Annotated in this window: 18 protein-coding genes and 1 pseudogene; 8 read left to right on the top strand and 11 right to left on the bottom strand. The window is 70.8% G+C overall.

The features are described from left to right. Nucleotides 1-73 precede the first annotated feature (73 nt). Complete coding sequence (locus CU254_RS41130; RefSeq protein ID WP_050788557.1) at nt 74-634, bottom strand: hypothetical protein; 561 nt, start codon at nt 632-634, stop codon at nt 74-76. A 198-nt stretch (nt 635-832) separates the two neighbouring features. Here CU254_RS41130 and CU254_RS44530 point away from each other — a divergent pair, with 198 nt between their 5' ends. Then, the gene (locus tag CU254_RS44530) at nt 833-1,537 is read left to right on the top strand and encodes a hypothetical protein (RefSeq protein ID WP_009086249.1); all 705 of its coding nucleotides are present in this window, start codon (nt 833-835) and stop codon (nt 1,535-1,537) included. 94 nt (nt 1,538-1,631) lie between these two features. On the opposite strand, the pseudogene CU254_RS44525 reads toward CU254_RS44530, so the two are convergent. Then, nucleotides 1,632-1,781: pseudogene (locus CU254_RS44525) on the bottom strand (NAD-dependent epimerase/dehydratase family protein); the annotation flags it as partial. A 370-nt stretch (nt 1,782-2,151) separates the two neighbouring features. Here CU254_RS44525 and CU254_RS41115 point away from each other — a divergent pair. From CU254_RS41115 to CU254_RS41100, 3 genes are all read left to right on the top strand, one after another. Beyond that, a complete protein-coding gene (locus CU254_RS41115) occupies nt 2,152-2,796 on the top strand; it encodes a hypothetical protein (RefSeq protein ID WP_158688155.1) in 645 nt (214 codons plus the stop codon). Nucleotides 2,797-3,215: 419 nt separating this feature from the next. Beyond that, nucleotides 3,216-4,352 (top strand): glycosyltransferase, encoded by a 1,137-nt coding sequence (locus tag CU254_RS41110; RefSeq protein WP_286157110.1) that lies wholly within the window; start codon nt 3,216-3,218, stop codon nt 4,350-4,352. A 635-nt stretch (nt 4,353-4,987) separates the two neighbouring features. Further along, nucleotides 4,988-5,437: a beta/gamma crystallin domain-containing protein gene (locus CU254_RS41100; RefSeq protein WP_009086255.1), complete on the top strand. Its 450-nt coding sequence runs from the start codon at nt 4,988-4,990 to the stop codon at nt 5,435-5,437. Here CU254_RS41100 and CU254_RS43445 read toward each other — a convergent pair. From CU254_RS43445 to CU254_RS41085, 3 genes are all read right to left on the bottom strand, one after another. Continuing rightward, nucleotides 5,427-5,861, bottom strand: a complete 435-nt coding sequence (locus CU254_RS43445) for a hypothetical protein (RefSeq protein ID WP_158688156.1) — start codon at nt 5,859-5,861, stop codon at nt 5,427-5,429. The genes CU254_RS41100 and CU254_RS43445 overlap by 11 nt on opposite strands. A gap of 406 nt (nt 5,862-6,267) precedes the next feature. Continuing rightward, complete coding sequence (locus CU254_RS41090; RefSeq protein ID WP_199786465.1) at nt 6,268-9,069, bottom strand: BTAD domain-containing putative transcriptional regulator; 2,802 nt, start codon at nt 9,067-9,069, stop codon at nt 6,268-6,270. Between the two features lie 1,206 nt (nt 9,070-10,275). Then, nucleotides 10,276-11,298, bottom strand: coding sequence for a hypothetical protein (locus CU254_RS41085; protein ID WP_009086260.1), 1,023 nt, complete (start codon nt 11,296-11,298; stop codon nt 10,276-10,278). A gap of 405 nt (nt 11,299-11,703) precedes the next feature. Between CU254_RS41085 and CU254_RS41080 the strand changes: the two genes are divergently transcribed. The 4 genes from CU254_RS41080 (at nt 11,704) to CU254_RS41065 (ending at nt 14,366) form a co-directional block, all read left to right on the top strand. After that, the gene (locus CU254_RS41080) at nt 11,704-12,453 is read left to right on the top strand and encodes a hypothetical protein (protein WP_037719233.1); all 750 of its coding nucleotides are present in this window, start codon (nt 11,704-11,706) and stop codon (nt 12,451-12,453) included. A 73-nt stretch (nt 12,454-12,526) separates the two neighbouring features. After that, complete coding sequence (locus tag CU254_RS41075; RefSeq protein WP_009086264.1) at nt 12,527-12,838, top strand: hypothetical protein; 312 nt, start codon at nt 12,527-12,529, stop codon at nt 12,836-12,838. 22 nt (nt 12,839-12,860) lie between these two features. Then, nucleotides 12,861-13,139: a hypothetical protein gene (locus tag CU254_RS41070; protein WP_037719235.1), complete on the top strand. Its 279-nt coding sequence runs from the start codon at nt 12,861-12,863 to the stop codon at nt 13,137-13,139. A gap of 765 nt (nt 13,140-13,904) precedes the next feature. Then, nucleotides 13,905-14,366, top strand: a complete 462-nt coding sequence (locus tag CU254_RS41065; protein ID WP_009086267.1) for a hypothetical protein — start codon at nt 13,905-13,907, stop codon at nt 14,364-14,366. Between the two features lie 52 nt (nt 14,367-14,418). Here CU254_RS41065 and CU254_RS41060 read toward each other — a convergent pair whose 3' ends face one another. The 6 genes from CU254_RS41060 to CU254_RS41035 form a co-directional block, all read right to left on the bottom strand. After that, on the bottom strand, nt 14,419-15,354 hold the full coding sequence (locus CU254_RS41060) for a hypothetical protein (protein ID WP_050788558.1): 936 nt from the start codon (nt 15,352-15,354) through the stop codon (nt 14,419-14,421). 1,177 nt (nt 15,355-16,531) lie between these two features. Beyond that, nucleotides 16,532-18,247, bottom strand: coding sequence for a phosphotransferase (locus tag CU254_RS41055; RefSeq protein ID WP_009086272.1), 1,716 nt, complete (start codon nt 18,245-18,247; stop codon nt 16,532-16,534). Continuing rightward, the gene (locus CU254_RS41050) at nt 18,241-19,065 is read right to left on the bottom strand and encodes an inositol monophosphatase family protein (RefSeq protein WP_009086274.1); all 825 of its coding nucleotides are present in this window, start codon (nt 19,063-19,065) and stop codon (nt 18,241-18,243) included. Before CU254_RS41050 ends, CU254_RS41055 begins: the two co-directional genes overlap by 7 nt. Next, the gene (locus CU254_RS41045; protein WP_009086276.1) at nt 19,062-19,640 is read right to left on the bottom strand and encodes an AAA family ATPase; all 579 of its coding nucleotides are present in this window, start codon (nt 19,638-19,640) and stop codon (nt 19,062-19,064) included. Before CU254_RS41045 ends, CU254_RS41050 begins: the two co-directional genes overlap by 4 nt. Beyond that, entirely contained in the window at nt 19,637-20,482 is an 846-nt protein-coding gene (locus CU254_RS41040; protein ID WP_009086278.1) for a nucleotidyltransferase family protein, read from the bottom strand. The genes CU254_RS41045 and CU254_RS41040 overlap by 4 nt, the downstream gene beginning before the upstream one ends. Then, nucleotides 20,479-21,540, bottom strand: coding sequence for a hypothetical protein (locus CU254_RS41035; protein WP_199786466.1), 1,062 nt, complete (start codon nt 21,538-21,540; stop codon nt 20,479-20,481). Before CU254_RS41035 ends, CU254_RS41040 begins: the two co-directional genes overlap by 4 nt. Nucleotides 21,541-21,552 lie beyond the last annotated feature (12 nt).

Raw genomic sequence — 21,552 nt, 5'->3', positions numbered from 1 at the left:
CGAGCACCGCATCTTGCACAGTCCGGCGGCCCCTGCCTGCGGGCCCGGCTGGACGCGGCCCGCGCGACGTGTCCTACGCGGTCAGTCTGATGCGGTATTCCTGCGATTCCAGCAGCGCCACCGATTGCTGGAACAGGTTGTCGGAACCGGTCTCGACGGGGCGGAAGCTGAACTCGAGCAACACCGCGATCGCGGGTTCGAGGTCCGTCGCCGGCTGTGCGGCGCCCGACGAGGTCCATTGCGGCGCGATCGACGCGAGTCCGGTATCGGTGAGGCCGATCTGCTGCTCCCGGTAGGTGAACGGGTAGAGAATCCGCTGCTCTGCGGTGGCCCGGACGATGTTGAGCCCGGCGCCCTCGTGCCGGGCCGGGAGATCGCATGCCACGGCGACGTCCTGGGTTTCCCAGGCGACGACGATCTCGTCGGCGCGAGCGGCCGCGGCGAAGCCTGACATCTCCGCGATGCCGGTGCGGGCGTCCTCGCCCCGGCGGACGGGGCGCAGCTGGATGTAACCCAGCAGTTTCCCGTCGGCGAACGCGTGCAGCTGCGGCTTGAGCACGAACCCCGCTCGCAGCGTCTCGACGTGCCCGGCCTTGATCCCGCTGACGATGGTCCGCCACAGGCGCTTCTCCACCAGTACTCCCCCCGGCTGTCTCCCGCCGAGTCTATGCCGCCGGCACCTGCCCGCGCCCGGTTCTGGGGGAGCCATCCGTCGCCGGCGTTGGTACCTCGTGCGCGCCTGCCGTTCACGGCCCGCCGCCGGCGCTATGGTGGATGTGCGGTTCCGTGACGGAGCGGACTGCGCCCGATTCCTCGGACGGGTGGGGGGCTCATGCTGGACGTCAGTCGCCGCGATGACGTGATGTGGCTGGTGGCCACGTACGACGTTCTGGTCGGGCAGCCGGAATCGGCCGAGCGGAACGAAGACCTGGCGAAGGTGCAGCGGTGGCTGTGCCGGGTGACGGGAATGAACAGCCTCAGCGCCGCAGTGGACGCCGCCCGGCGCCTCACCCGGCACCAGGTGTCGTTCATCGCCCCGGTCCAGCTGCCTCCACCGCCGGGCGCAGGGCGTCAGGTCGTTCCTCCTCCGCGCGGGGAGAGCCCGCCGCTGCAGCCGCGTTCTCCCGGACGGCGCCGCCGCGTACCGGAGCCGCGCGAGGACGACCGCCCGGCGGTCCCGGGGCGGCGACGGCATCCGGAGCCGTCGGGGGTGGTGCCGCGGTTAGATGACGAGACCGCGTTCCGGGCCGAAGCGCTGCTCAAGGAGTTCGACTCCTGGCACCGCCGCCGCAGGACGCTCACCGCAGGACAGCAGCGCAAGGTCGACACGCTGCGCGACACGATCCTGGACCTGACCGGGTTCGCCACGATCGGTGCCGCCCGCGCTGCGGTCCAGGGCTACATCAAACGCCGCGACGGCGCTCGCCATTTCGTTCCCACCAAGGGTTATGCCCAGGACGACGGCGGCCCGCCGCGCCCGCTGCCCCCGGTCCAGATCGTCCGCGGCGGCGCACCCGGCTCCGGAGGACGCCGCTGAGACGCTTCCGAAGGCCGCGGCGCTTCCGGCCGCCGCGCACAACGCCGCGTCGAGCAAGGTCTGCGTGCCCTGGACGTTGGTCCGCGTGGTGGGCCAAGTTGTCGGGATGTCCGGCATAGGTCAGCGCGTCCAGCACCGTCACCTGCGCGACGTCCGGGGCGCGAAGCAGCTGGGTTGCGAGGTGCGAGCCGATGAACCCGGCTCCTCCGGTGACGAGCCCCCGTCCGGGCGGACGCGGAATCATGGGCAAGCTCCTTTTGCTCGACGAGGTCCGGGGGAACGCGCTGCCGCCCGGGCGGCACAAGCGCCGCGCGGCGAAGCCGTCTGTGCACAGGCACGAATCAGGCGTGGCGCCGGCCAACCCGACCGGTCCCAGGGCGGGCTGGCGAATCCGTTGCGGGGGTCGAGGAGTTCGCGAGATCGGCAAGGCATCCACGACCCGACGGTGCCGTCACCGTGGCGAGCAGGTCGACGCCACGGAGACGTCCGGCCGCCGCGAGACTTGCCGAACCCGCCCGTGGCGGAATCGTGACGCCTCTCCGCAGGCTGCACGGTAACGCCGGGAGCGGCGGCCGCGACCTGAGGGAGGCAGCAGCGGGCAGTGGAAGGGCGTGGTGGCCGACGTGAAAGTGCGGTCTTCTCGAGCGAGGCGGTTGGCGGTCGCGGCGACGCCGGTGATGGGGTGTGCCGTCTGCGGGCTCCTCGCGATCAGCGCCTCGGTCCGGTCTTTCACCTGGTTCGGCGTGGTCGTCATCGCCTTGGCCGGACTGGGCGTCGCGATGTCCGCCTCCTTGTTCCGCATGCAGCTGCGCACCGAGCGGCGCATGACGGCCGGGATGGTGCAGAAGTACGGGCAGCTGCGGAGAGTCCTCGCCGAGATCGGGGACGACCACGCTCCCCTCGTCGCCCGGGAGGACAATGTGGTCATTCTGCCTGCCGGGCCGAGCCCCGCCGGATTCATGCGGTTCGACCGCGACGAAATCGCGCCGATGGCCCGGGACCGGCGCGCCGAGATCACCCTCGTGTGCGAGGAGTTCCACCTGCACGACGCACAGCCCCTGGTGACGCATCGGCTGTCGGCGGTCGCGGCCGGCGGCGATTCCGCCTCGCCCGGGCTGACGCAGGATTCGCTGCTGCGCACGCCGCGTGACTGGTGGCGCGGCTGGAAGACGGTCCGCGCGCTCAACAAATCCGGCGTCGACGTGCCGTCCGAGCAGGAACTCGACGACCTCATCCGGCAGATCCGATCTGCCTTCTGACCCGCTCGTTCGAGCCAGCGCGGATTCCTAGCTTCCTTCGCCAGCGGTGTCGACGGCCGCCGGTCGTTCCTTGGCTTCAGCCAGCCGGCACTCTTCGATGTCGCCGTCCTCGCCGAGAGTGAGCCGAAGGTCAGATCCGCGTCGTAGTACTCCCAGACGTTCACGCAGTGCTTGTTCCAGTCGGAGTCCTGCACGTCCAGCCAGTGCCTCCGCGCCGCGGCTGCGGGTTCTCCCCGGCGAGCTCGTGCGCCGCCGCGCGGTCACCACGACGCGGGGAGCGACCCGTTCGCACACGATGAGCGGGACTGCGGCACTGTAAGGAGAGCACCGGGTACGACGGCCCGGATCACTTCGCCCGGTGGAGACGCTTCTCTGTGAACAGTCAGCAGCCCGCAGGGAGCCCTGCCGGGACTTTCCGCGTGATCGTCACCGGTGGCGGCACAGGCGGCCACACCTACCCTGCACTGACCGCCGTTCGCGCCCTGCGTTCCCGGATCGAAGCCGACGACCGAGCCCTGGACGTGCTGTGGATCGGCAAAGACGGCGGGCTCGAACAGCGCGTCGCGGAATCCGCGGGGTTTCGGTTCGCCGCGGTCGCCACCGGCAAGATCCGGCGCGCGTCCAACCCGCTCAAAATGATCACGGCGGCAAACCTCAAAGACATGGGCCGCGTTCCGCTGGGCATAGCGCAGGCGCGCAGCCTCGTGGCGGGTTTCCGGCCGCACGTCGTGCTGGCCACCGGCGGCTACGTGGCCGTGCCGGTGGGCCTCGCCGCACGCATCTGCGGCCGCCCGCTGGTCGTGCACGAGCAGACCGTGCGGCTGGGGCTGACCAACAAGCTGCTGGCCCGGGCCGCGACCTGCGTGGCCGTGTCGTCGGAATCCACGCTCGAGCTCCTGCCGTCCGGTGTCCGCGCGGTGGTGACCGGCAACCCGGTCCGGCCGGAACTGCTGCACGGCAGCGCCGACCGGGCGGTTGAAGCGCCGGGTCTGCGCGGGTTCGCGCCGGACCTGCCCACGGTGTACGTGACGGGCGGGGCCCAGGGGTCCCGGCAGATCAACCAGCTGGTCTGCCGGAGCGCGCCGTGGCTGCTCGAGCAGGCGAACCTCGTCCACCAGTGCGGGAAGGGAAACGCCGCGCAGCTGCAAAGCGAGTACGCACGGCAGCCGGCCGAACTCGTCGCGCGCTGCTTCGTCACGGAGTTCGTCGGTGACGAACTCGCCGACGTGCTCGCCCTCTCCGATCTGGTGGTCGCCCGCAGCGGCGCGGGAACCATCGCGGAGCTGACCGCGCTGGGCAAACCGTCGGTGCTGATCCCGCTCGCCTCCTCGGCGGGCAACGAACAACTCCACAACGCGCGGAATCTCCACGACGCCGGAGCCGCCGTCGCGCTGACCGGCGCGGTGTCCGAGGACGCCCTCCGCGCTGCGATGACGCCGCTGCTGACCGAACGCGACCGCCGTCTGACGATGGCGGCACGGGCCCGCAAACTGGGCAGGCCCGACGCGGCCCAGCGATTGGTCGACGCGATGCTGGAGGCGGCCGCCCGCAGGTAACGGGAACCTGCTGTCCGCGACTTTCGCCCGCGCGAACCTGCTCAGCCACCGCTTCTCGGTCGAGCACCTGCTGGATGAACCCGCCGCCGCCCTGCAACACACCCGCGCCGCCGCCATGACGTCCAGCAACTTCGTCGCTTCCGGTTGTATGCCCCACAGCGCGCGGATGAGCTTCTCCCTCGGCTGGATCGCCCCGGCGTTGCGCACGAGCACTTCGAGGACTCGGAATTCCTGTCGGGATCGGTCAGCGGTGCCCCAGCTCGTCAGATCCAGCGAGAAGCGACAGCTGCGGCCTACAGCCGTTAGGCGGCGAAGTCGAGATCTCCGCGGGCGAACACGCGGGCCCGCCCCTTCCTCCAAGGTGTCACAGGCGTTGCCACGAGCGGCAAGTCCGCGAAACGCGAACCCTTCGTCTCCGAGCCTTGCAACCGATCATGTGGTCGGCATGCCTGCATGGCCGAGCCGAGGAACCCATCGGGTACCGGGCGGGGACCGAGCGGGTACCGAGCACGGACAAGCTGGCAGTTGTCGGCCGATCTTCGCTGTGGTCGGTGACCGCCTCCAAGGAAACCGTTCGGGAGGGGAGGCACCGGTCGGGGCCGGCAAATCCAGACACTCCGAGAATTGGGGATTCAATGCTGAATATTTCCGTGCTTGCGCGTCGGGCCATGACCGCCCTGGGGGTCGTGGCGATCGCCGGGGCCACTGCCGCGGTCGGCGACGCGTGTGCCGCGAACGCCGCCACCGCGGTGCAGACCCGTCCGGATCGGGTCGTCACCGCCGTGAACGCGTCAGAGGCGCACGCCGACTCCAGTTCCGCAACCCAGACTGCTCACGTCATTAGGCCCAACGCCACCAGCCGCGATTGCGGCCTCCGCATGGAGGTGCATTTCACCGATGGCACGGCCATATGTTGGTCCGGCCGTGGCAGCGTAAACGTCGATTACCGGGGCGTGGACTGGGTCGAAACCGGCAACCAGTGGGTGGCGCTGGTCTACAATGGCGGCACCTACCAGCCGGGGATGCCGCCTGGGACCTTTTGGAACCAGGGCAGCTGGATTAACCGGATCGACCTCAATACGTGACGATGCCCGCTCTGCGCAGGCGCACGTCGCGTTCGTCGGTGAGATTGCGTGGCTGATCGCTTCTTCGAAGGGTCGATTGCAGACTGACGACACCTGATTTACGTTCGCCTGCGTCGTTCGGCATGCAGATCAAGGACCCGAACGGGAACATCGTGAATCGTCGCTCATGGTCTGACGGTGTTTGGCAAAGTGTGCAATACCCTGCGGACAGGTACGTCATCCGCGGACGACGGTGCGGTTTCAGCAACGCCGACGGCGGCCCGTACACCGGCACGGGAACCGACGTGCACACCGGACAGTGCCCATGCGCGGCGCCGAACGACTGGCGCTGGGGGCGGAGCAGCCTGGCTGCTCCGCCCCCAGTCGTGAGGCCGGTGGACTCGGCCATCGCGGCGATCTCGAAGGTGCACGCCTGCGCCGGCACGGCCGCGTACAGCTGAGTCAGCAGGGTGCTATCGCGGCCGGTCTTCCCGTCGGCATGTGTGAGCGTTCGGAGAACCGGGTCCGCCGGTCGACCTCGACCAAATGCCGCGCGACCGGCGACACGCGATTGTCGCCGTGATGCGCGGGGACCGTGCGGCTGGCACCTGAACCGGGAACTGCCATGGTGCAATTGATTGTCTGCACCCGCAGACACGCGACAGGGATACGGCGACATCGAGCAAGCTCGCGGTGATGCTCGCCCGCCGCCGCGCGGCACGAGCCCCTCGACCAAGCCCGGCCGGCCGCAAAGAAACGCGGTCAGCATGCCGTCGTGTCCTTCGCGGCATGTGGTTCTGGTCGTCCTTCGGCACACCGGTACCCGACCGTTCCCGGCGGGCTGCTGGGGCTCAGGAGGCGGGCAGATGCTCGTCCAGCCGCGCGCGGAGGTCGTCGGCGTCGGGGTGGTGCAGATCGTCGAGGATCAGCAGTGCTCGCCGCCAGGAACGGCGCGCGGCCTGGGTGTCGCCCGCGGCCTGGCGGGTGTCGCCGAGGCGGATGAGGGTGTTGGCCTGCGGATGACGAGCGCCCGCTTTCTGATACAGGTCCAGTGCGGAGCGGTAGCAGGCGACGGCTATCTGGTGCTCGCCGAGGCGGTGATGGATGCAGCCGAGGCTGTCCCAGGTGTCCGCCTCGCCGTGCGTGTTTCCGGCTGTCTGCTGGAGTTCGAGCGATCTGGTGCAGTAGCGCAGCGCTTCGGCGTGGCGACCGAGCTTGGCCAGCATCCAGCCGATCCCGTTCAGCGCGTCGGCCTGGCCTGCCCGGTGTCCGGCCGCTCCGAACAGCTCGTAGGCGACCCTGTCGCGCTCGATCGCCTCCTGGTAGTCGCCCTGCAAGTACGCCACGATGCCGAGGGTGGTGTGGCTGCGTGCCTGGCCGAGGGGGTCGCCGAGCGACTCGTCCAGGGCGAGCGCGCGGACCGCGGCGGCCTTCGCGTCCCGATAGCGGGCGAGTCGGACGTAGGCCCGGCCGAGTTCGCGCAGAGACCGGGCCTGCCCTTCCGGGTCGCCCGCGCGTTCGGCTGCGGCGATCGCGACGAGCTGGACGGCGACCGTCTGGGTCCAATGTCCGGCGCGGATGCAGAAATCGGCCACGCTGCAGGCGAACTGCCAGGCGTGCGCGTCGAAACCGGCGTCGACGGCGCAGTCGACGACGCCGGGAAACACCGGTCGTTCAGCGGCGAACCACTGCCATGCCCGCGCGTCGTTCGCGAGTTCGGCGACCTCGGCGCCGTGTCGGGGCGCGGCCGGGGACAGCCGGTCGGCGAACGGGTTGAGCAGCAGCGCGGCGGTGTGCGCGGTGTGGAGGTAGTGATCGAACATCCGGTGCAGAGCAGCGTGGCGCGCCTGCTCGGTCTCGTCTTCGCGCGCCGTTTGCGCCGAGTACGCGCGCAGCAGGTCGTGGCAGGCGAACCGGCCGGTGCCGGTTTCTGCGAGCAGCTGTGCTCTGCCCAACTCGGACAAGGCCGACCGAGCCTGATCGAGTCCGTTTCCGGCGAGGCTGGCGGCCGCCGGTACCGAGACCTCCGGGCCGGGATGCAGGCTCAGCAGCCGGAACATCCGTGCCGCAGCGGCGCTCAGCGTCCGGTACGACCAGGAGAACACGGCGCTCAGGTCGACGCAGGCATCGCCGACGTCCATGCTCCGCAAGCGATCGCGGGACTCGCGCAACTGGGCGACCAGTTCGGTCAGCGACAAGGTCGCGGCGAGGACCGCCCGTGCCGCGACGATGCTCAAAGCCAGCGGGAGACGCGCGGACAACTCGATCAGCTCGCCGACCGCTCGCGGTTCGGCGGCCAGGCACTCCGGGCCCAGCCTGCCGGCCAGCAGGCCGCGGGCTTCGGCAGCGGTCATCAAATCCACGGACACGGCACACGCACGCTCGCTGACGATCAGGCCGCCGAGCCGGTCACGACTGGTGACGACGGTCAGGCACCGGGCCGAGCCCGGAAGCAGCGGCCGGACCTGACCGGCGTCGCGGGCATTGTCCAGCACCACGAGCATCCGGCGACCGGCCAGCTGGGACCGGTAGAGCGCCGACCGGTCGGCGAGACCGGCAGGGATCCGCTCGGCGGGCACCCCGAGCGCGCCGAGGAAACTTCCGATCGCGTCGGCGGGCGCGACCGGCTCGCCGCTGGGATCGAAGCCTCGCAGGTTGATGTAGAGCTGACCGTCGGGAAACCGGTCCGCGATCTGGTGCGACCAGTGCACGGCAAGCGCCGTCTTCCCCACGCCCGCAGTGCCGCTGATCACCGCGACTGCGAGACTTTCCTGCCTGTCCAGCAACCCGGTGAGTTCCTTGAGCTGGGCCGTCCGGCCGGTGAAACCCGGCACTGCGCCCGGCAGCTGCCGCGGCACCGGGGCCGCGACCGGGCGGGCGGCTGCCGGGGCTGACGCCGGAGGCGAGATCGGTGCGGCGCGGGCGGCGTCGTTGCGCAGGATCGCCACGTGCAGTTGCTGCAGTTCCGGCCCGGGTGACAGCGCGAGATCATCGGCCAGCCGGTCGCGGGTGCGCCGGTAGACCTCCAGCGCTTCGGCGGTGCGCCCCGACCGGTGCAGGGCCGACATGAGCTGCCCCACCATCCGTTCCCGCAGCGGATGCTCGGCGACCAATGCGGTCAACTCCGCCACCAGACCCGCGTGCCCACCGGCGGCCAGCTCCCAGCCGACCGCCTCTTCGAGCGCGGCAACGCGGCCTTCCTCCAGCCGCCTCGCCTGCGCCGCAAGGCACGGAGTGACTCCGCTCAGCGCCGGGCCTCGCCACAACCGGAGCGCCGCCCGCACCTCTCTGGCCGCACCCGCCGGATCGGTGCCCGACAACTGTCGGGCTCCAGCCACCGAGACGTCGAAAACGCCGACGTCGACCTGCTCCGGCTCGACGGCGAGAAGGTAATCGCCCGACTTCGTGGCAATCGCCCCGCCGAGCGCGCCACGCAGCCGGGACACCAGCTTGATCACCTGGCGGCGCGCCGTGGGAGGCGGCTCCTCGTCCCAGACCAGGTCGACGAGAGCGCTGACCGACACCGCACGCCCCGGACTCAGCGCCAGCGCAGCCAGCACCGACAGCTGATGCCGACTGGAAATCGCCAGCTGCTCAGGCCCGCGCCACACCTCCACCGGCCCCAGCAGCCGAAACTCCAAACGATCGGCCACGCCCAACGGTCCCCCTCGTCGCACCCCGGTCCCCGCGCCCGCGCCGGCGAACCGGACGGGCTCCCTCTACTCTGCACCGGAACCGGCAACCAGCAGGAGCAGCCAGCCGGAGGCCAGATACGAGTCCGTCCGGGCGAATCCTGCGACGCATGAGCAATGACCAACGGTCGACGGCACACGCACCTGCTTCTTCCTCTGCGTCCGGCAACGACGCCGAAACGGGCCGGATCCGGCCATGCCCCCGGGGCGGCGCGATCGCCGGGCTGATGCGTCAAATCTCCAATCACCGGCTGCGGATTCGGCAAACGCAGATCGAACCCGGGCGAATGTTGCCTGACGCGACGTCAGAGAACGAATTGATGGACAAGTCCTGCGATTTCGTGCACCAGCACGGCCAACGCGACGATGCGCGCCGTTGCTTTCGCCGCCGCCCCGCGGGCCCGGCGACGCCACACGCTGCACCAGCAATTCTGGGTTTGGCCCACAGGAACTCCTTTTCCTCGAAATGCTCCGGCAATTGCGCACGCGGCGAGCCGACGGACAGAATCGTGAGTGAAACGCAACCGCCGATGCGGTGTGCGGTGGCTCGCTGTACGCATAAATCTACGAGCTGCAGGCCGAGCGCGATAGTGACACCGCGGACATGGGGGTGACATCCCGCATGTCACTGCCGTCGCCGCCGATCGGGAGCTGCGGAACCACTGGCCGATCGTGCACTGACCCGGGCACCTGGTGCGCCGGGCGACGAGCGCTTGCCGGCGGCTTCGCACTGGTGACCGCGTACCACGTCGGCGGTGCGGAGAACGTGGCCGGGACTGACCCAGGCCCGCCCCTGCGCCGTCGAACTACTCCTCGATGCGGGACGACAGCGGCGTGCTGGAACGAGCCTGCGGCAACTGGGTGAATGGCGGTCCCACTGCCTGCACCGGCTGGCACCGACCGGACGAGCCCGCAGCCGCCCCGGCTCCGGGCCTCGCCCCGTCCGCGCTGCCCGGTGCTCCCCTTGCCTCCCTGGCCGCGCGTCCCCGCAGGCCGTCGCGGCAGCCTGGCGCGCCTCGAACTAGAAGACGAGGCCCTGCCCGGCGACCAGCATGCCGAGGTCCGATGCCGTGAATCCGTGCCATTCCACCGTGCGGTTTTTGTGCGGGCCGGGCAGTCGCGGTCAGCGAACGAGCCGGGACGTCGCAGGCCAACTCCCCTGGAGGGTCACGGGCGGTCGCGGTTGACTACCGTCTCGTGTTCCTGCGGTGGTGCGGCCAGCACAGCCCCGAGGAGCCGCAAGTACGTCTCCGGGCCGAGCACCGTCCGTCGCGCGTCGCGAGGCACCCGCAAGCAGGGATCGGCGACCAGGTCCGCGAGGGTCGCCTGCTGTGCGGCGGTGAGCACGAGGCCGAACTCCGCCAGGCGCGCGGCGATCCGCTGCGGGTCCTCGCTGCCCGCGACCTCGACCACCCAGCTGACCAGGATCGCCGCCGTCCTGCGATACGTGGCGTTTCCCCGCTGCCGCAACGATGTTCCCGCGTCCGCGCTGTCCACAGTGAGCGGTCCGTGCTCGCCTTCCCACTGTTGCAGCAACATGACCGCGAGGTGGCTGGTCGCGCCGTCGGCGCCCGGCCACACTGCCAGGGTTGTCCGTCCCGGCCCTGCGAGCACGTGGTCCAGCAGCCCGAGGTTCAGGGCGTGGTCGTCGTCGAGCTCTCGGCCGGGCCGGTTCAGATCGCCACGCAGGCCGGGCTCGCCCAGAAGCCCGTCCAGCACCGCGCGCTGGGGGGCGGTCAGCACGCGGCCGTGCCGGGCGAGCCACTCGGCGATGCGGGAGGGATCGTCGCTGCCCGCCTTGCGCACCAGCCAGGCGAGCACCAGGGACGCGGTCGTCGAACCGGTGGTGTCGGCGTCGACGACGACGGGCTTGAACTCGGCCTGGCTCGCGAACCAGCGGGCGATCGCAAGATTCATCGCCGGGTCGGTCTTGTCCCGGCTGCCGCCGTTCCGTGAACTCCACAGCATGGCGGTGGTGAGCTCGGCCTTGTGCGGCAGCGGGATCGATGCCTGGGCGGAGGTTTTCCCTTCGCCGCCGCGCCGTATGCCGCCGAGAACGCGGTCCAGGTCAGCGGCCCGCTCGCGTTCCCGGTCGACGGCCCGGGCCGCCTCCGTATGTTTGCTGATTCCGTGCTCGGCCTTGTATGCCTCGATCCGCGCCTTGCGGCGGCGCGCGCTGCGCTTGCCCATCCGGTCCTCCTCGTGCGGGAGCCCACGTCACCCCGCTGAGTTCGCCAGACGGCACGGCAGTTCGCGGGTTTCCTCTGGCGCTGTGAGTCCTCCCCGGGGAAGGGAAGCCAGCTCGTCCTCGGCGCCGCGACCACGTGGGGATCAGTCGGCTCGGAGAAAGGCCCGCGCATGCCCGGCACCGAGTCTAGCGGCACAGCCGCCGGGCGAACCCGGCGGTGATCCCGCGCAGCAGGGTTCGCCAGGGCCGGGCAGGACGACAAAAGGGGGCTCCCGGGCTCGTCCGCTAGACTCGTCCGTCGATCAGTGTTTCCCTGCCGGGCGCGGGGGTGTTCGACCGTCGTCGCGGGCCTCGATCGGTGCCCGTCTGCGACGGCGAGTTTCCGCGCCCGCACCCTTGGAGACCTGATGTGCCCGTCCTCGCCCGACGCCGTGGCCGACCTCGACGTGATCGCTTGGATCGGCGCCCACCCCGACGACGGCAGCGATCTTGCCGAGCTGATCGTCTGCCCTCGGCTGGCGTCCGACGCCAAGGGGATGCCGGTCGTCGCGGCCGCGCTCGGGCTCATACCGGTGAAGAGCGCCCCTCCGCCGGTAGTGGCCCGCGGCAGGGCGCGGATCCTGCTCGAGGGCACCGGCGCGCGGCTGCTCTACGGCCGGGACGGGGTCCTGTCCCATCCTGGGTCCGGCGAGTGGGTGCGCGCCGCCGAACATCACGGCTTCGCCCTCGTCGTCTGCGCGCGCGAGCCGGTCAGCGGCGGCCTCGAGCAGTTCGTCGACAGTCTGTTCGCCCGCCCGGACCGGCTGTACTTCGGCAAGGTCCTGCTCGGCGAGCGTGCCGACGACGCCTGCGCCGAACCGAAGGCGAACACGGTGGAAGTCGTCGAGGGCGGGATCGCGGAGCTGGCCGCGATGCTGCCGGTCACCGAGGAGGACATGGCCCGGAAGTCGCAGCTGACCGGCCCGGTGCTGCAGTTCTTCCGCGAGCACGCCGAGCCCGGCCGCACCTACGCGATGCAGGAGATCGGGGCCGCGACCGGCATCGGGCCGGAGGACGCGTTCGCGTTGATGCACTGCCTGAACATGCTCGTGGAGCTCGGGGTCCTGGAGGCCGGGCCGCCCGCCGGCGGACACGGTCCGACATGGCGGCGCGCGTAGCGCTCCTGCTCCGCCCGGCGGAGCGGAGCGTCGGAGGGGCACGGACCGGGCGCCGGGGCTAGGCTGCGGGCGCATGAGGCCGATCGAGCCGTTGCCGGACGAGGTCCGAGCGGTGCTGACGAACTGGCTGTCCGAGGGGCCCGACGAACCGGTCGAACCCTACGACCAGCTGCCCGAACGGGAGAAGAGCTACATCCTCGCCAGCCGGGCGCTCGTGTCCCTTCTGGTCGAGGAGGACCAGGGAGGCCGGGCCGGGGAACGCGCCCGCGACCTGGTGAAGAAGCTGTTGGAGAGCAACGGCCGCGAAGCGGCGCGCACGCTGGTGCGCTACGTCCTCGACGATGCCGGCCTGTCGCCGCGACCGCCGTCCGGGGCCGACGCGTGACAGAAGACCTGACACTCTCGCGATGACCGACGACCTCTCCCCCGTTGTCGGCGCCGCCGCCCGCGAAGACTGCACCCGGCGGACGACCGCGCTGGCGCGGATCGCGCGGGAGACCAACAGCGGCTGGCTGCGGAATGTCTGGTCGCGCGGCGAGTGGCAGATCGTCGCGCTGGTCCCGGACGACCAGGAGGCGCTCGACAGCGTCGGCTCGACGGCCGACCAAGGCAGGCAACGACTCGTCGGCGATCTCGCGGGGACGAACGTCGAACAGCGGCTCGCGGACGTGCGCGCGGTTCTGTGACCGGGCGTGGGCCAGGCAGTTGGGTTTCCTGGCCCACGTTGTCCCGGACGGGCTCGCCGGGACCCACCCAGCCTGGGCTGTCCAGGCGTGGCGATCATGCCCGATCCGCGGTGCCCGCGCGCACCCGGGACCGAGCAACGGAGCGCAGCCCCGGTGTCGCACAGCGGTTCCGGGCGCCGCCCGGCCCGCGCTGCGGAGAGCGGGCAGCGTCGCCGCGCCCGACTCTCCGGCAGCTTCCTGTTGTGGCACAACCTGATCGGCAGTCCCGCGGGCATGCTCGCTGGCCACCCGTCGGGCCAGCCGGACGGCCAGTCCGGGCTGCCATCCGCGCGGCGTCGGCGACGATCGCGAAGCCTGGACCCCGCTCCGCCGTGCCGAGCGACCGGTGTCGAGACCGCCCTCACGGTGTATAACGACCTATACGTCCGCGCGAAGTTGCGTCATCGTCGCGTCGTCGCCAGACCCGAGCGAGCACAAAGGACCGGCCACGGCCGGACTCATCTACAGGGCCGGCGCCGCCGGGACTGTTCAGCCGCCAGGAGAACAGAAACGACGGCCGCGGACGCAGCGTGCTGCGGCGGTCCGTCGACCGCGGACCGTCCGGACTCGGGTCCGCGCCGCGCAGGGGAGTGCTGCCGAGGCCGAAGCGAACCCGGCCGGGCGCCGGGGAAGGCCCCGTTCCGCCGGGACCATGTCCGCAGTGCACCCGGTATCGTGTCGTGACGAGCAGGGCCTGACAATCCTCGAGAGTCCCGGAAGGGTGCTGTGGCCAGCCTGGTGTCGTCGTTGGACGACCTTGCGGACGTGGAGTGGGGCAAGTTCGGCCTCATCGACGACGAACGGGTGCAACCGGGCGAACGAGGCTGGTTGGCGCTCGGGTCGCCGGACACCTTCCTCACGGGCAAGAACGGTGCCGTCTTCCGCAGCGGCGGCACCGCCCATCGCGCGGGCGTGCGGCTGGAGTTCTGGGACAGTGTCCCGCCGGCGGCCGCCGACAGCTGGGACACCGCATGGGAGAACCGGATCCCGTTGACCTCGGGGGTGGTCCGACTGGCTTTCGTGGCGTCCGGGGTCTCGGAGCGGACATTCCCTCTGGACGGTCCCGGGGTGTACGGGATCCGGGTGCTGTGCCGGGGCCGGCAGGACGCCCGGCGAACAGGCGACCTGCCCTACACCGGCGAGGTGGTCGAGCACTGGGTGCTGCAGTTCTGGCTGCAGCAGCGGTGATCGGCGGGGTGCAGGCCCCGGCGAGCCTGCACCCCTTCCCGGATCTCCCGGATCACGGTGTCGCGTCGACGTAGAACTCGTCGCTGTCCAGGATGCGGTCGTAGGAGTACCACGCGCCCAGCCACGTGCCGGCGGCCTCGTTGTCAGGGCCGGAGATGCGCTGCACCGAGAACCGCCCGTCCCCGCGCGCCGCGCCCTCTTGCGTGGTGTTGAACGGGTACTCGTCGCACTGGTACTTCCCGCCCTCGGTGTAGTTCGGGCCCCACTCGTCGACGCAGGCCTTCACCGCCGCCGCCCGGTTCTGGTTGCTGTTGTTGTAGTACCACCGCGTCAACGGCTGGTAGCCGAACGCTCCCGGGATCGTCTTGGCCGGGTTGCGCGGAATCGTGTTCTGCGGGAACTGCTGCGCGTACCGGTAGTGCGCCGCCGATTCGCGCATCGCGGCGAACTCGGGACGGCTGACCGGGAAGTGGATGACCGCTTTGACCCGGCTGAAGATCGCGGCGTTGTTGCCGTTGAGGTTCAGGTAGTTGACCGTGTCGAAGCGGACCCGCTGCGCGGGGCTGTCCGCGCTCTGCGGCTTCGAGTCGGGCAGGACCGGGACCCTGGCCGTGGCGTGCGACCAGAAGTCGAGATAGCCGAGCCTGTTGGCGTTCTGCGGCGTCCACGGCGGTGCGGGGGAGCTGAATTCGGTGTAGTACGTGTGCGTCCGCTGCCACTCCCCCAAAGACCGCTCTTCGGCGGTCGGGTAGCGCGGATCCGTGGTGCAGTCGTCCGGGTTCAGCAGCGCCGTGCACCGCAGATCGAGCCGCAGCAACGTCGCCTCGGCGAGGGCCGGCGTGTTCGACACGACGTCGTCGACGTAGGTGACGAACCTCGCCTTCCGCTCTCGTTCGGAGCCTTGGCCGATGATCGTGACCCGGAAGGTCGACTTCACGTCGAAGCACTGCCCGGGGAAGCAGATCCGGTCGCCTTTCTCGCCCTTCATGATGCGGCAGAACCCGTAGTGGTTCTTGATCCACCCCTCCGGGCCCCCTGCGCGGCGACCATCCCGCCGCGGCCGGGGCATGCGGAGCGCCGCGGTATTCGGAGCGATAGGTCGCCGTGCTGGCGCGGTCCTCCCGGCGCAGCTGCTCCAGACCCGGACGCCCGCGACGACCGGGCTCCTCCGGGCCGGCAGTCCATCCGCTGTCGCTCGCGGGGTAGAAACGCAGCTCGGACGACACGACTTTCCCTCGGGACAACAAATCCGGAGGCGGCGTCAGCGGGTCCGCCGCCACAGGCGCGATTCCACCGCCCAGCAATCCCGCCATTGCGAAAACTGCAATAAGGGTCCGTCTGCGAAAGCGCGTAATACGTGAACGCGATCGTTGCACTTCATGCTCCCCTCGAATTGCCGATCGGCGAGGAAGACGTGCCGGACGATTCCGGAAAGATGCGAGGCGCGGTCGATCCCGCCTCCCCTGCGCTCAAACCGGGTCCCAGGAACCGGCAAACGGTACGCCTCCCCGCGTACGACTCCGAGCGTGGCCGTGATCACCGATGATGAACATCCGCCGACCGAGTGACCTGAGCCTCCGCCTGCCGGTGTGCACGGAAGGCAATTCTCTCGGCCGCTCCCGCCTTTTGCATAATCCGATGCGGATGCACTATTCGAAGCGAAGGGACCGGCATTCTCCTGTTGTCAGGATTAACTGGTGCGCGCGACCAGTGATATCGTGCACCCAGCAGGGCCAATACGGCGGTAAAGGCAGTCGCTCGGCAAAACCGCCTGCAGCCCCCTGCGACGCCGCGAGGCCGAGGCCGATACGGCCGGGTGCGAAACACGGCCGATCCCGTAAACCCCCGCGGGGGCGACCGGGCCGCCGGGCGCGGCCCGGTCGCCAGGCGAGGCGAAGTCGCGCAGAGCGACCTGCTTCCCGCTGCAGGGCGTTTGCGAGAGACCGCAGCCGCAGCACAGGGATTCGAGCACGCGCTGCCGTGCCGCGCGGGTCACGCTCGCTGCCTCGCCAAGCAGCCCGAACGCGTCGCCGCCGCGGTAGACCCGGATGCCGGCGAACGGGTACGGGATCACGTCGGCGGGCAGGCCGTCGAGCGGGTTCGCGAGTCGTGGGGACGGCTGGTGCAGGCGAGTCCGACGTTCGTGGCCGGTCCGGCCGTTCAGTTCAGTGCTGGAGGGCGCGGACCCGGTCGTGTTGGGCGGCGAACTCCTCGGCTCGTGTGGCGCGCTGCTTCCAGAGCACGGCGAGCCACCGCAGCGCGATGGTGCGCCGGGCGGCGTCGAATCGGGCGCGGTTGTCCGGTGTGATGCCGAGGTCGGCTTCGGCGCCGGTCCAGACGTCGTCGGGAATGGCGCGGGCGCTGATGTGCTCGATGTGGTCGGCGGCGTCGACGGCGATGTCGGAGCAGCCGCTGAATTCGAAGTCCGCGACGTAGGTGGACTCGGACTCGCCGTCGTGGAGCCAGTTGAGCAGGTTCGCGTCGCCGCGGGAGTAGACGCGGGCGGCGGGCTGCGCGAGCAGTTCGGCGTCGCCGCTGTTCTCCCACCGGCGCAGCAGAGTGAGCATTTCTGGAGTCAAAGGATCGTCGGCGGCGGCAGCGAGTTGGCCTGGCCAGACGTCGGTGAGCCGGGCGATGTGGTGGCGGACGGAGCCGACCCGCTCCAGGCTGGCCAGCGGCTCTTTCAGCGGAACGTTCTGCAGAGCGCGGGTGGTGTCGGCCAGTGCCTTGATCGCCGACGCGGGGTCGAGAACGTCCAGGATCGGCGAACCCGGCAGCAGCGTCATACCCAGGGCCGGTTGTTCGGGGTCGTCGTCGAGCCAGAGCGGCTTCGGCGCGATGCCCAGGCCGGCGGCGTGGGCGAGGCCGTGCCATTCGCGTTCGACGCGTTGCCGGTCGGTCTTCCTGTAGAGCTTGATGCAGATCGGCGTGGCGGCCGTCGTCCAGGCGAAGACGTCGTTGTTGCGGCCGCCGTCCAGTGGGTGCAGCCCGAGTTCGTCGAGCGAGGCGGCCAGTGCGTCGGCTCCGGCCGCCCGCGCGGTGCGCAGGGCGTTGAGCAGGTCGGCGGGGGCGGTGTGCTCGTGGTGGCTGGCGAACGTGGTCATCGTTTCGGACTCTCGGTTTCGGCGCGGCGCAGACGGACGGGGCCTGGCGTGGCCAGCGTAGGAGACGGGCTGGGCAGTTTCTTGGTGCCCCGCACACGAACCCAGGTCGATGTCGCCCGGCCGGCTGAGCTGACCCAGGGCGGCGTGAACGGCGAGGTGAATGCCGACCGGGTCGAGGTCGGCGGCATCGAGGACGGTGAGCTGGGGGTCTCGTTCGGCGAGCAGTGCGTAGGCGTGGTCGACCCAGGCGAGGTGTGCGCGTTGTTCGCCGGTGAACGCGGGACGGTGGTCTCCCCCGCGTTCACCGGCGCGACGGGCAGCGACCGCGGGGGGCATCCGCAGCCACAGCGCTCGGGTGGTGCGCGGCCCGGCCAGGGCTGTGATGGAGCTCAACCAGTCGAGGGCGACCTGGGCGGGTGCGCGGTGCTGGCGGAGGAGGGCGGCGATCGCGTAGGAGGCCATCGTGTGGATGCCGCGGTCTTCGATCACGATCGCGGATGGGTTCTCGGCCAGCGCCGGATCGAGGACGGTGGCGACGAGGTCAGCGCGGATGGCGGCGGTGATCATGGTGTCGGTGATGGCGTCGCCGCTGCGCAGGAAGGGGTCTCCGCTGGTGCGGAGCAGGTCGACGAGGGCGGCTGCGACGGGGTCGGTGTCCAGGGTGGCCAGGTCGGGCAGGACGGTGGCGTGGTGGCCATTGGATTCAAGGCACCTCGCGAGCATCCGGCTCTGTGTGCTCTTGCCTGCTCCGGGCAGGCCTTCGAACGTGATCAGCACGCCACGACCTCCTCGCCGGTGAAGCCGTTGATCGCGCTCGCACGCTGGACGATGTCGAGAATGTCCTCGATCAGTGCGGGGGCTACGGCGATGGTGCAACGCGAGGCTGTGGTGTGGTCGGTGCCGTCGAGATCGGTCACGTGGGCGCCGGCTTCGCGGGCGATGACGGCTCCGGCGGCCATGTCCCAGGTGCGGTTGCCGAGGGTGATCGACGCGCCGAGGGCGGAGTCGGCCAGCAGCGCGAGGTCGGCCGCGGCAGATCCGAGCATCCGGATGCGTTGCGCGCGGGGGGCGAGATCGGCCTGGATCGCCAGCATCGTCGCGTTGCGGGGGCCGGCGTCGGGTCCGGTGCCGTAGTCGCCGAGCGCGACGATCGCCTCATCCAGCCGGTCCGGGCCGGCGATGCGGAGCGGGCGGCCGTCCCGGCAGGCGCCGAGGCCGTCCGCCGCCCAGTACGTGCGGCTGAGCTGGGGCAGGGCGATAACCCCGAGCAGAGGATCCTCGTCGACGACCAGGGCGAGGGAGATACCGGTCAGCGGGATGTCGTGGGTGAAGTTGGCGGTGCCGTCGACCGGGTCGATGACCCAGCGGGTGCCGCTGGTCGGGCCGCCTTCTTCTTCGCCTTGAACACCGATTCCCGGCGTGGCGCGGCTCAGCTCGTCGCGCAGGATCCGTTCGATGGCGAGATCGACGTCGGTGGCCATGTCCCGGTCGCCTTTGCCGGTGCAGGTGCGGGGGCGGTGGGTGCGGAGGAACTCCGCTCCGCGCTCGACGGTCGCCTGCGCGATCAGCAGCAGTCCTAGCAGTTCGGTGGTCACGAGGTCTCCACGGTGGTCGGGACCGGCAGACGGATCCCGGCGTCGGACAGAGCGAGGATGTCCAGGTGGCGCAGGACGATGTCGAGGTTGGTCGCGACGGAATTTCCGGTGTCCAGCAGCAGTTTCGGGCCGGTAATCGGCACGGCGGCGGCGGCGAGTTCCCGGTGCAGCTGCGGGGTGCGATTGGCCGCTGGGTGTCGGCCGTGCTGGTGATCGACGGCCAGCCGGACGTGAGCGACGTCGGCCGGGCAGACGCACTCGAGCAGCAGCAGGGGTTGCCGGTGCGTCGCGGCAAAGGACCGCAGGTGCTCCACCTGACCGGGGCCTAGCCAGGTCCGCCCGTCGAGCACGACCGTCGTGGCGGGAGCACGCAGCCACTGCCAGACCGCGGTGGCGAACAGGACCTGGACGCAGTGGTCGTCCTGGTCGCGGGTGTAGGCGGTGTGCTCGGTGCCGAACAGCGCGTGCCGGACGGCATCCTTGCGCAGCAACAGCGCACCGGGGATGTGGCTGGTGAGCTGCTCGGCCAGCGTGGTCTTGCCGACGCCGGGCAGTCCGGCCAAGGCGATGATCATCGGCGCTGCTCCTCGTCTACGGGGATGTGGGACGGGTCGGCGGGCAGCAGCGGCCACTGCGAGCGCAGCACCGACCAGCCGGCGAGGACGGCGGCGTGGTGCGGTGGGGGCGGCGGACTCGCACGGACCTGGCGGATCGCGTCGGCGGCGAGCGCCCAGCGCGGCCTGGCCGCGAGCCGGGCCAGCGTGTGGTTGACCGCGTCCGACGGCGCGAGAACAGGCAGTCGATGGTCGTGCGGAGGAACGGTGATCCCGATGCGGCGGGCCAGCAGGCCGCGGACGTCGTCGTCGGCGCCGCCGTGCGGCAGGGTCGTGCACAGGTCGACGACGATGAGCGGGACGATCGGGTCGCCGGTCTGCCGCGTCCAGGTCCCGTCGTCCCGGCTGGGCTGGTAGCCCTGGGCGCGGAGGACGGCGCATGTGCGTTCGGTGTCGCCGGGCGCGATGAGCAGATCGATGTCACTGAACTGGCGGGCGCCGGTGCTGGCGTAGAGGGAGTGCTCCACGCTGAGCCCCCCGAGCACTACGGCGGCTACGCCGGCGGTGCGCAACGCGGCGGTGTCGGCGAGCGCGGCCACGCGGCAGGCGTAGGTCTTGTACCGGTTGGTGCGCAGCGTGCTGTCGAGGAACCGCCTCACCGTGCGATCCAGCTCGGGAATGGGGTGGTCGTGCAGGTACGCGGCCAGCAGGCAGAGCGTCTTTGACCGCACTGATTGCTCAAGCACCGCGCCCAGTTCGGCGACCACGGCACGGGCGATCGTCTCGTGGCTGTCGGCGCCGGTGCCCCAGCACAAGGCCCGGACGGCGTCCTCGGCGAGGCGGCCTGCCCGTCGGTCGGTCATCCCCGACCACCCGGCCCGGCCACTCGGGCCGCGGCGTGGTCGAGCAGGCCGGCCACGCGGGCTGCCAGCGCCGCGGGCGAGTCGGTGACCGGGATCCGAACACACGGCACGGTTCGAGCGAGCCGGTCCGCGACGGCGGTGAGGGCGAGCGCGGTCCGATCTCGGTCGGGCGGCAGCAGCCAGTGGTTGCGGTGCGAGGTGGCGCGGGTGACCGGGTCGTGCATGAAGAACTGGGTGCGTACCAAGACGTCGCGGACTTCGGCCGACGGCACCGGCTCGGCCGGGAGATCGCTGACGCTGCGGTAGGGCCAGAGCATCAGCGTGGGGCGGAGCTCGCCGAGCAGCCGCATGTCGGGCAGCACAGTCCGTAGCTCGCCCGGCTCGATTGCGATCTTGCCGCTGGGCGCGGGGCCGGCAGGGCGGTTTAGCTGCTGTTCGGCGGGCAGGAACCTGGTCATCCCCGGTACGGCGCGCAGCGTGCTGGCGGTGGCGCGCAGATGCATCGGCCAGGCATAGCCGACCGTGCCGTCGCCGTCGCGGCGGAGCAGGAGCCGGTCGTTGGTGACGAAGTCCCCGCCCATCAGCCGAAGGATGCTCAGGAGGGTGGTGGTCTTGCCCGCGCCCTTCGGCCCGGCGATCAGCAGGCCGTGGTCGGCGCGTACGAGGGCGGCGGTGTGCGCATAGACCGCGTCGTGCTCCAGAAGTTGGGCGGTCATGGCCTGCCGCACAAGTCGGACGGCGAAGAACCGCGCGGAGTCCAGGTTGCCGGCGTGCACGGTGACCGACCCGGCCATGTGGTCGAGGTGCACGAGGGCGGCGTGGTCGCGGATCCAGAACGCACGGCCGCCGCGCAGGTCGATCGACCGGGCGTTCAGGTTCGGCCCGATGTCGCGGTCCTCGGCGTCGGCGAACAGGGCGTCGGCGCCGGACTGGTCGACGGACACGCCGGTGTGCAGAGTGACGGTCCATCGGCTGGCTGCGGTCCCGGTGCGCGCGTAGGAGTAGAGCGTGGTCTCCGCGTCCTTGACCAGCTCGCTGCGGTCGGCGCGCAGGGTCACGCTGGCCGCTCC

It is taken from the genome of Amycolatopsis sp. AA4 (genome assembly GCF_002796545.1).
Lineage (GTDB): Bacteria > Actinomycetota > Actinomycetes > Mycobacteriales > Pseudonocardiaceae > Amycolatopsis.
The sequence above is the reverse complement of the archived record's forward strand: the minus strand, read 5'-3'. Positions and strand labels throughout refer to the sequence as shown.

What these genes read in the sequence shown, in the direction of transcription:
- CU254_RS44530 (WP_009086249.1), top strand. Translation starts at nt 833, where the DNA reads ATGCTGGACGTCAGTCGCCGCGATGACGTGATGTGGCTGGTGGCCACG.
- CU254_RS41100 (WP_009086255.1), top strand. Translation starts at nt 4,988, where the DNA reads ATGCTGAATATTTCCGTGCTTGCGCGTCGGGCCATGACCGCCCTGGGG.
- CU254_RS41085 (WP_009086260.1), bottom strand. Translation starts at nt 11,298, where the DNA reads ATGGGCAAGCGCAGCGCGCGCCGCCGCAAGGCGCGGATCGAGGCATAC.
- CU254_RS41080 (WP_037719233.1), top strand. Translation starts at nt 11,704, where the DNA reads ATGTGCCCGTCCTCGCCCGACGCCGTGGCCGACCTCGACGTGATCGCT.
- CU254_RS41075 (WP_009086264.1), top strand. Translation starts at nt 12,527, where the DNA reads ATGAGGCCGATCGAGCCGTTGCCGGACGAGGTCCGAGCGGTGCTGACG.
- CU254_RS41070 (WP_037719235.1), top strand. Translation starts at nt 12,861, where the DNA reads ATGACCGACGACCTCTCCCCCGTTGTCGGCGCCGCCGCCCGCGAAGAC.
- CU254_RS41060 (WP_050788558.1), bottom strand. Translation starts at nt 15,354, where the DNA reads ATGAAGGGCGAGAAAGGCGACCGGATCTGCTTCCCCGGGCAGTGCTTC.
- CU254_RS41045 (WP_009086276.1), bottom strand. Translation starts at nt 19,640, where the DNA reads ATGATCATCGCCTTGGCCGGACTGCCCGGCGTCGGCAAGACCACGCTG.
- CU254_RS41040 (WP_009086278.1), bottom strand. Translation starts at nt 20,482, where the DNA reads ATGACCGACCGACGGGCAGGCCGCCTCGCCGAGGACGCCGTCCGGGCC.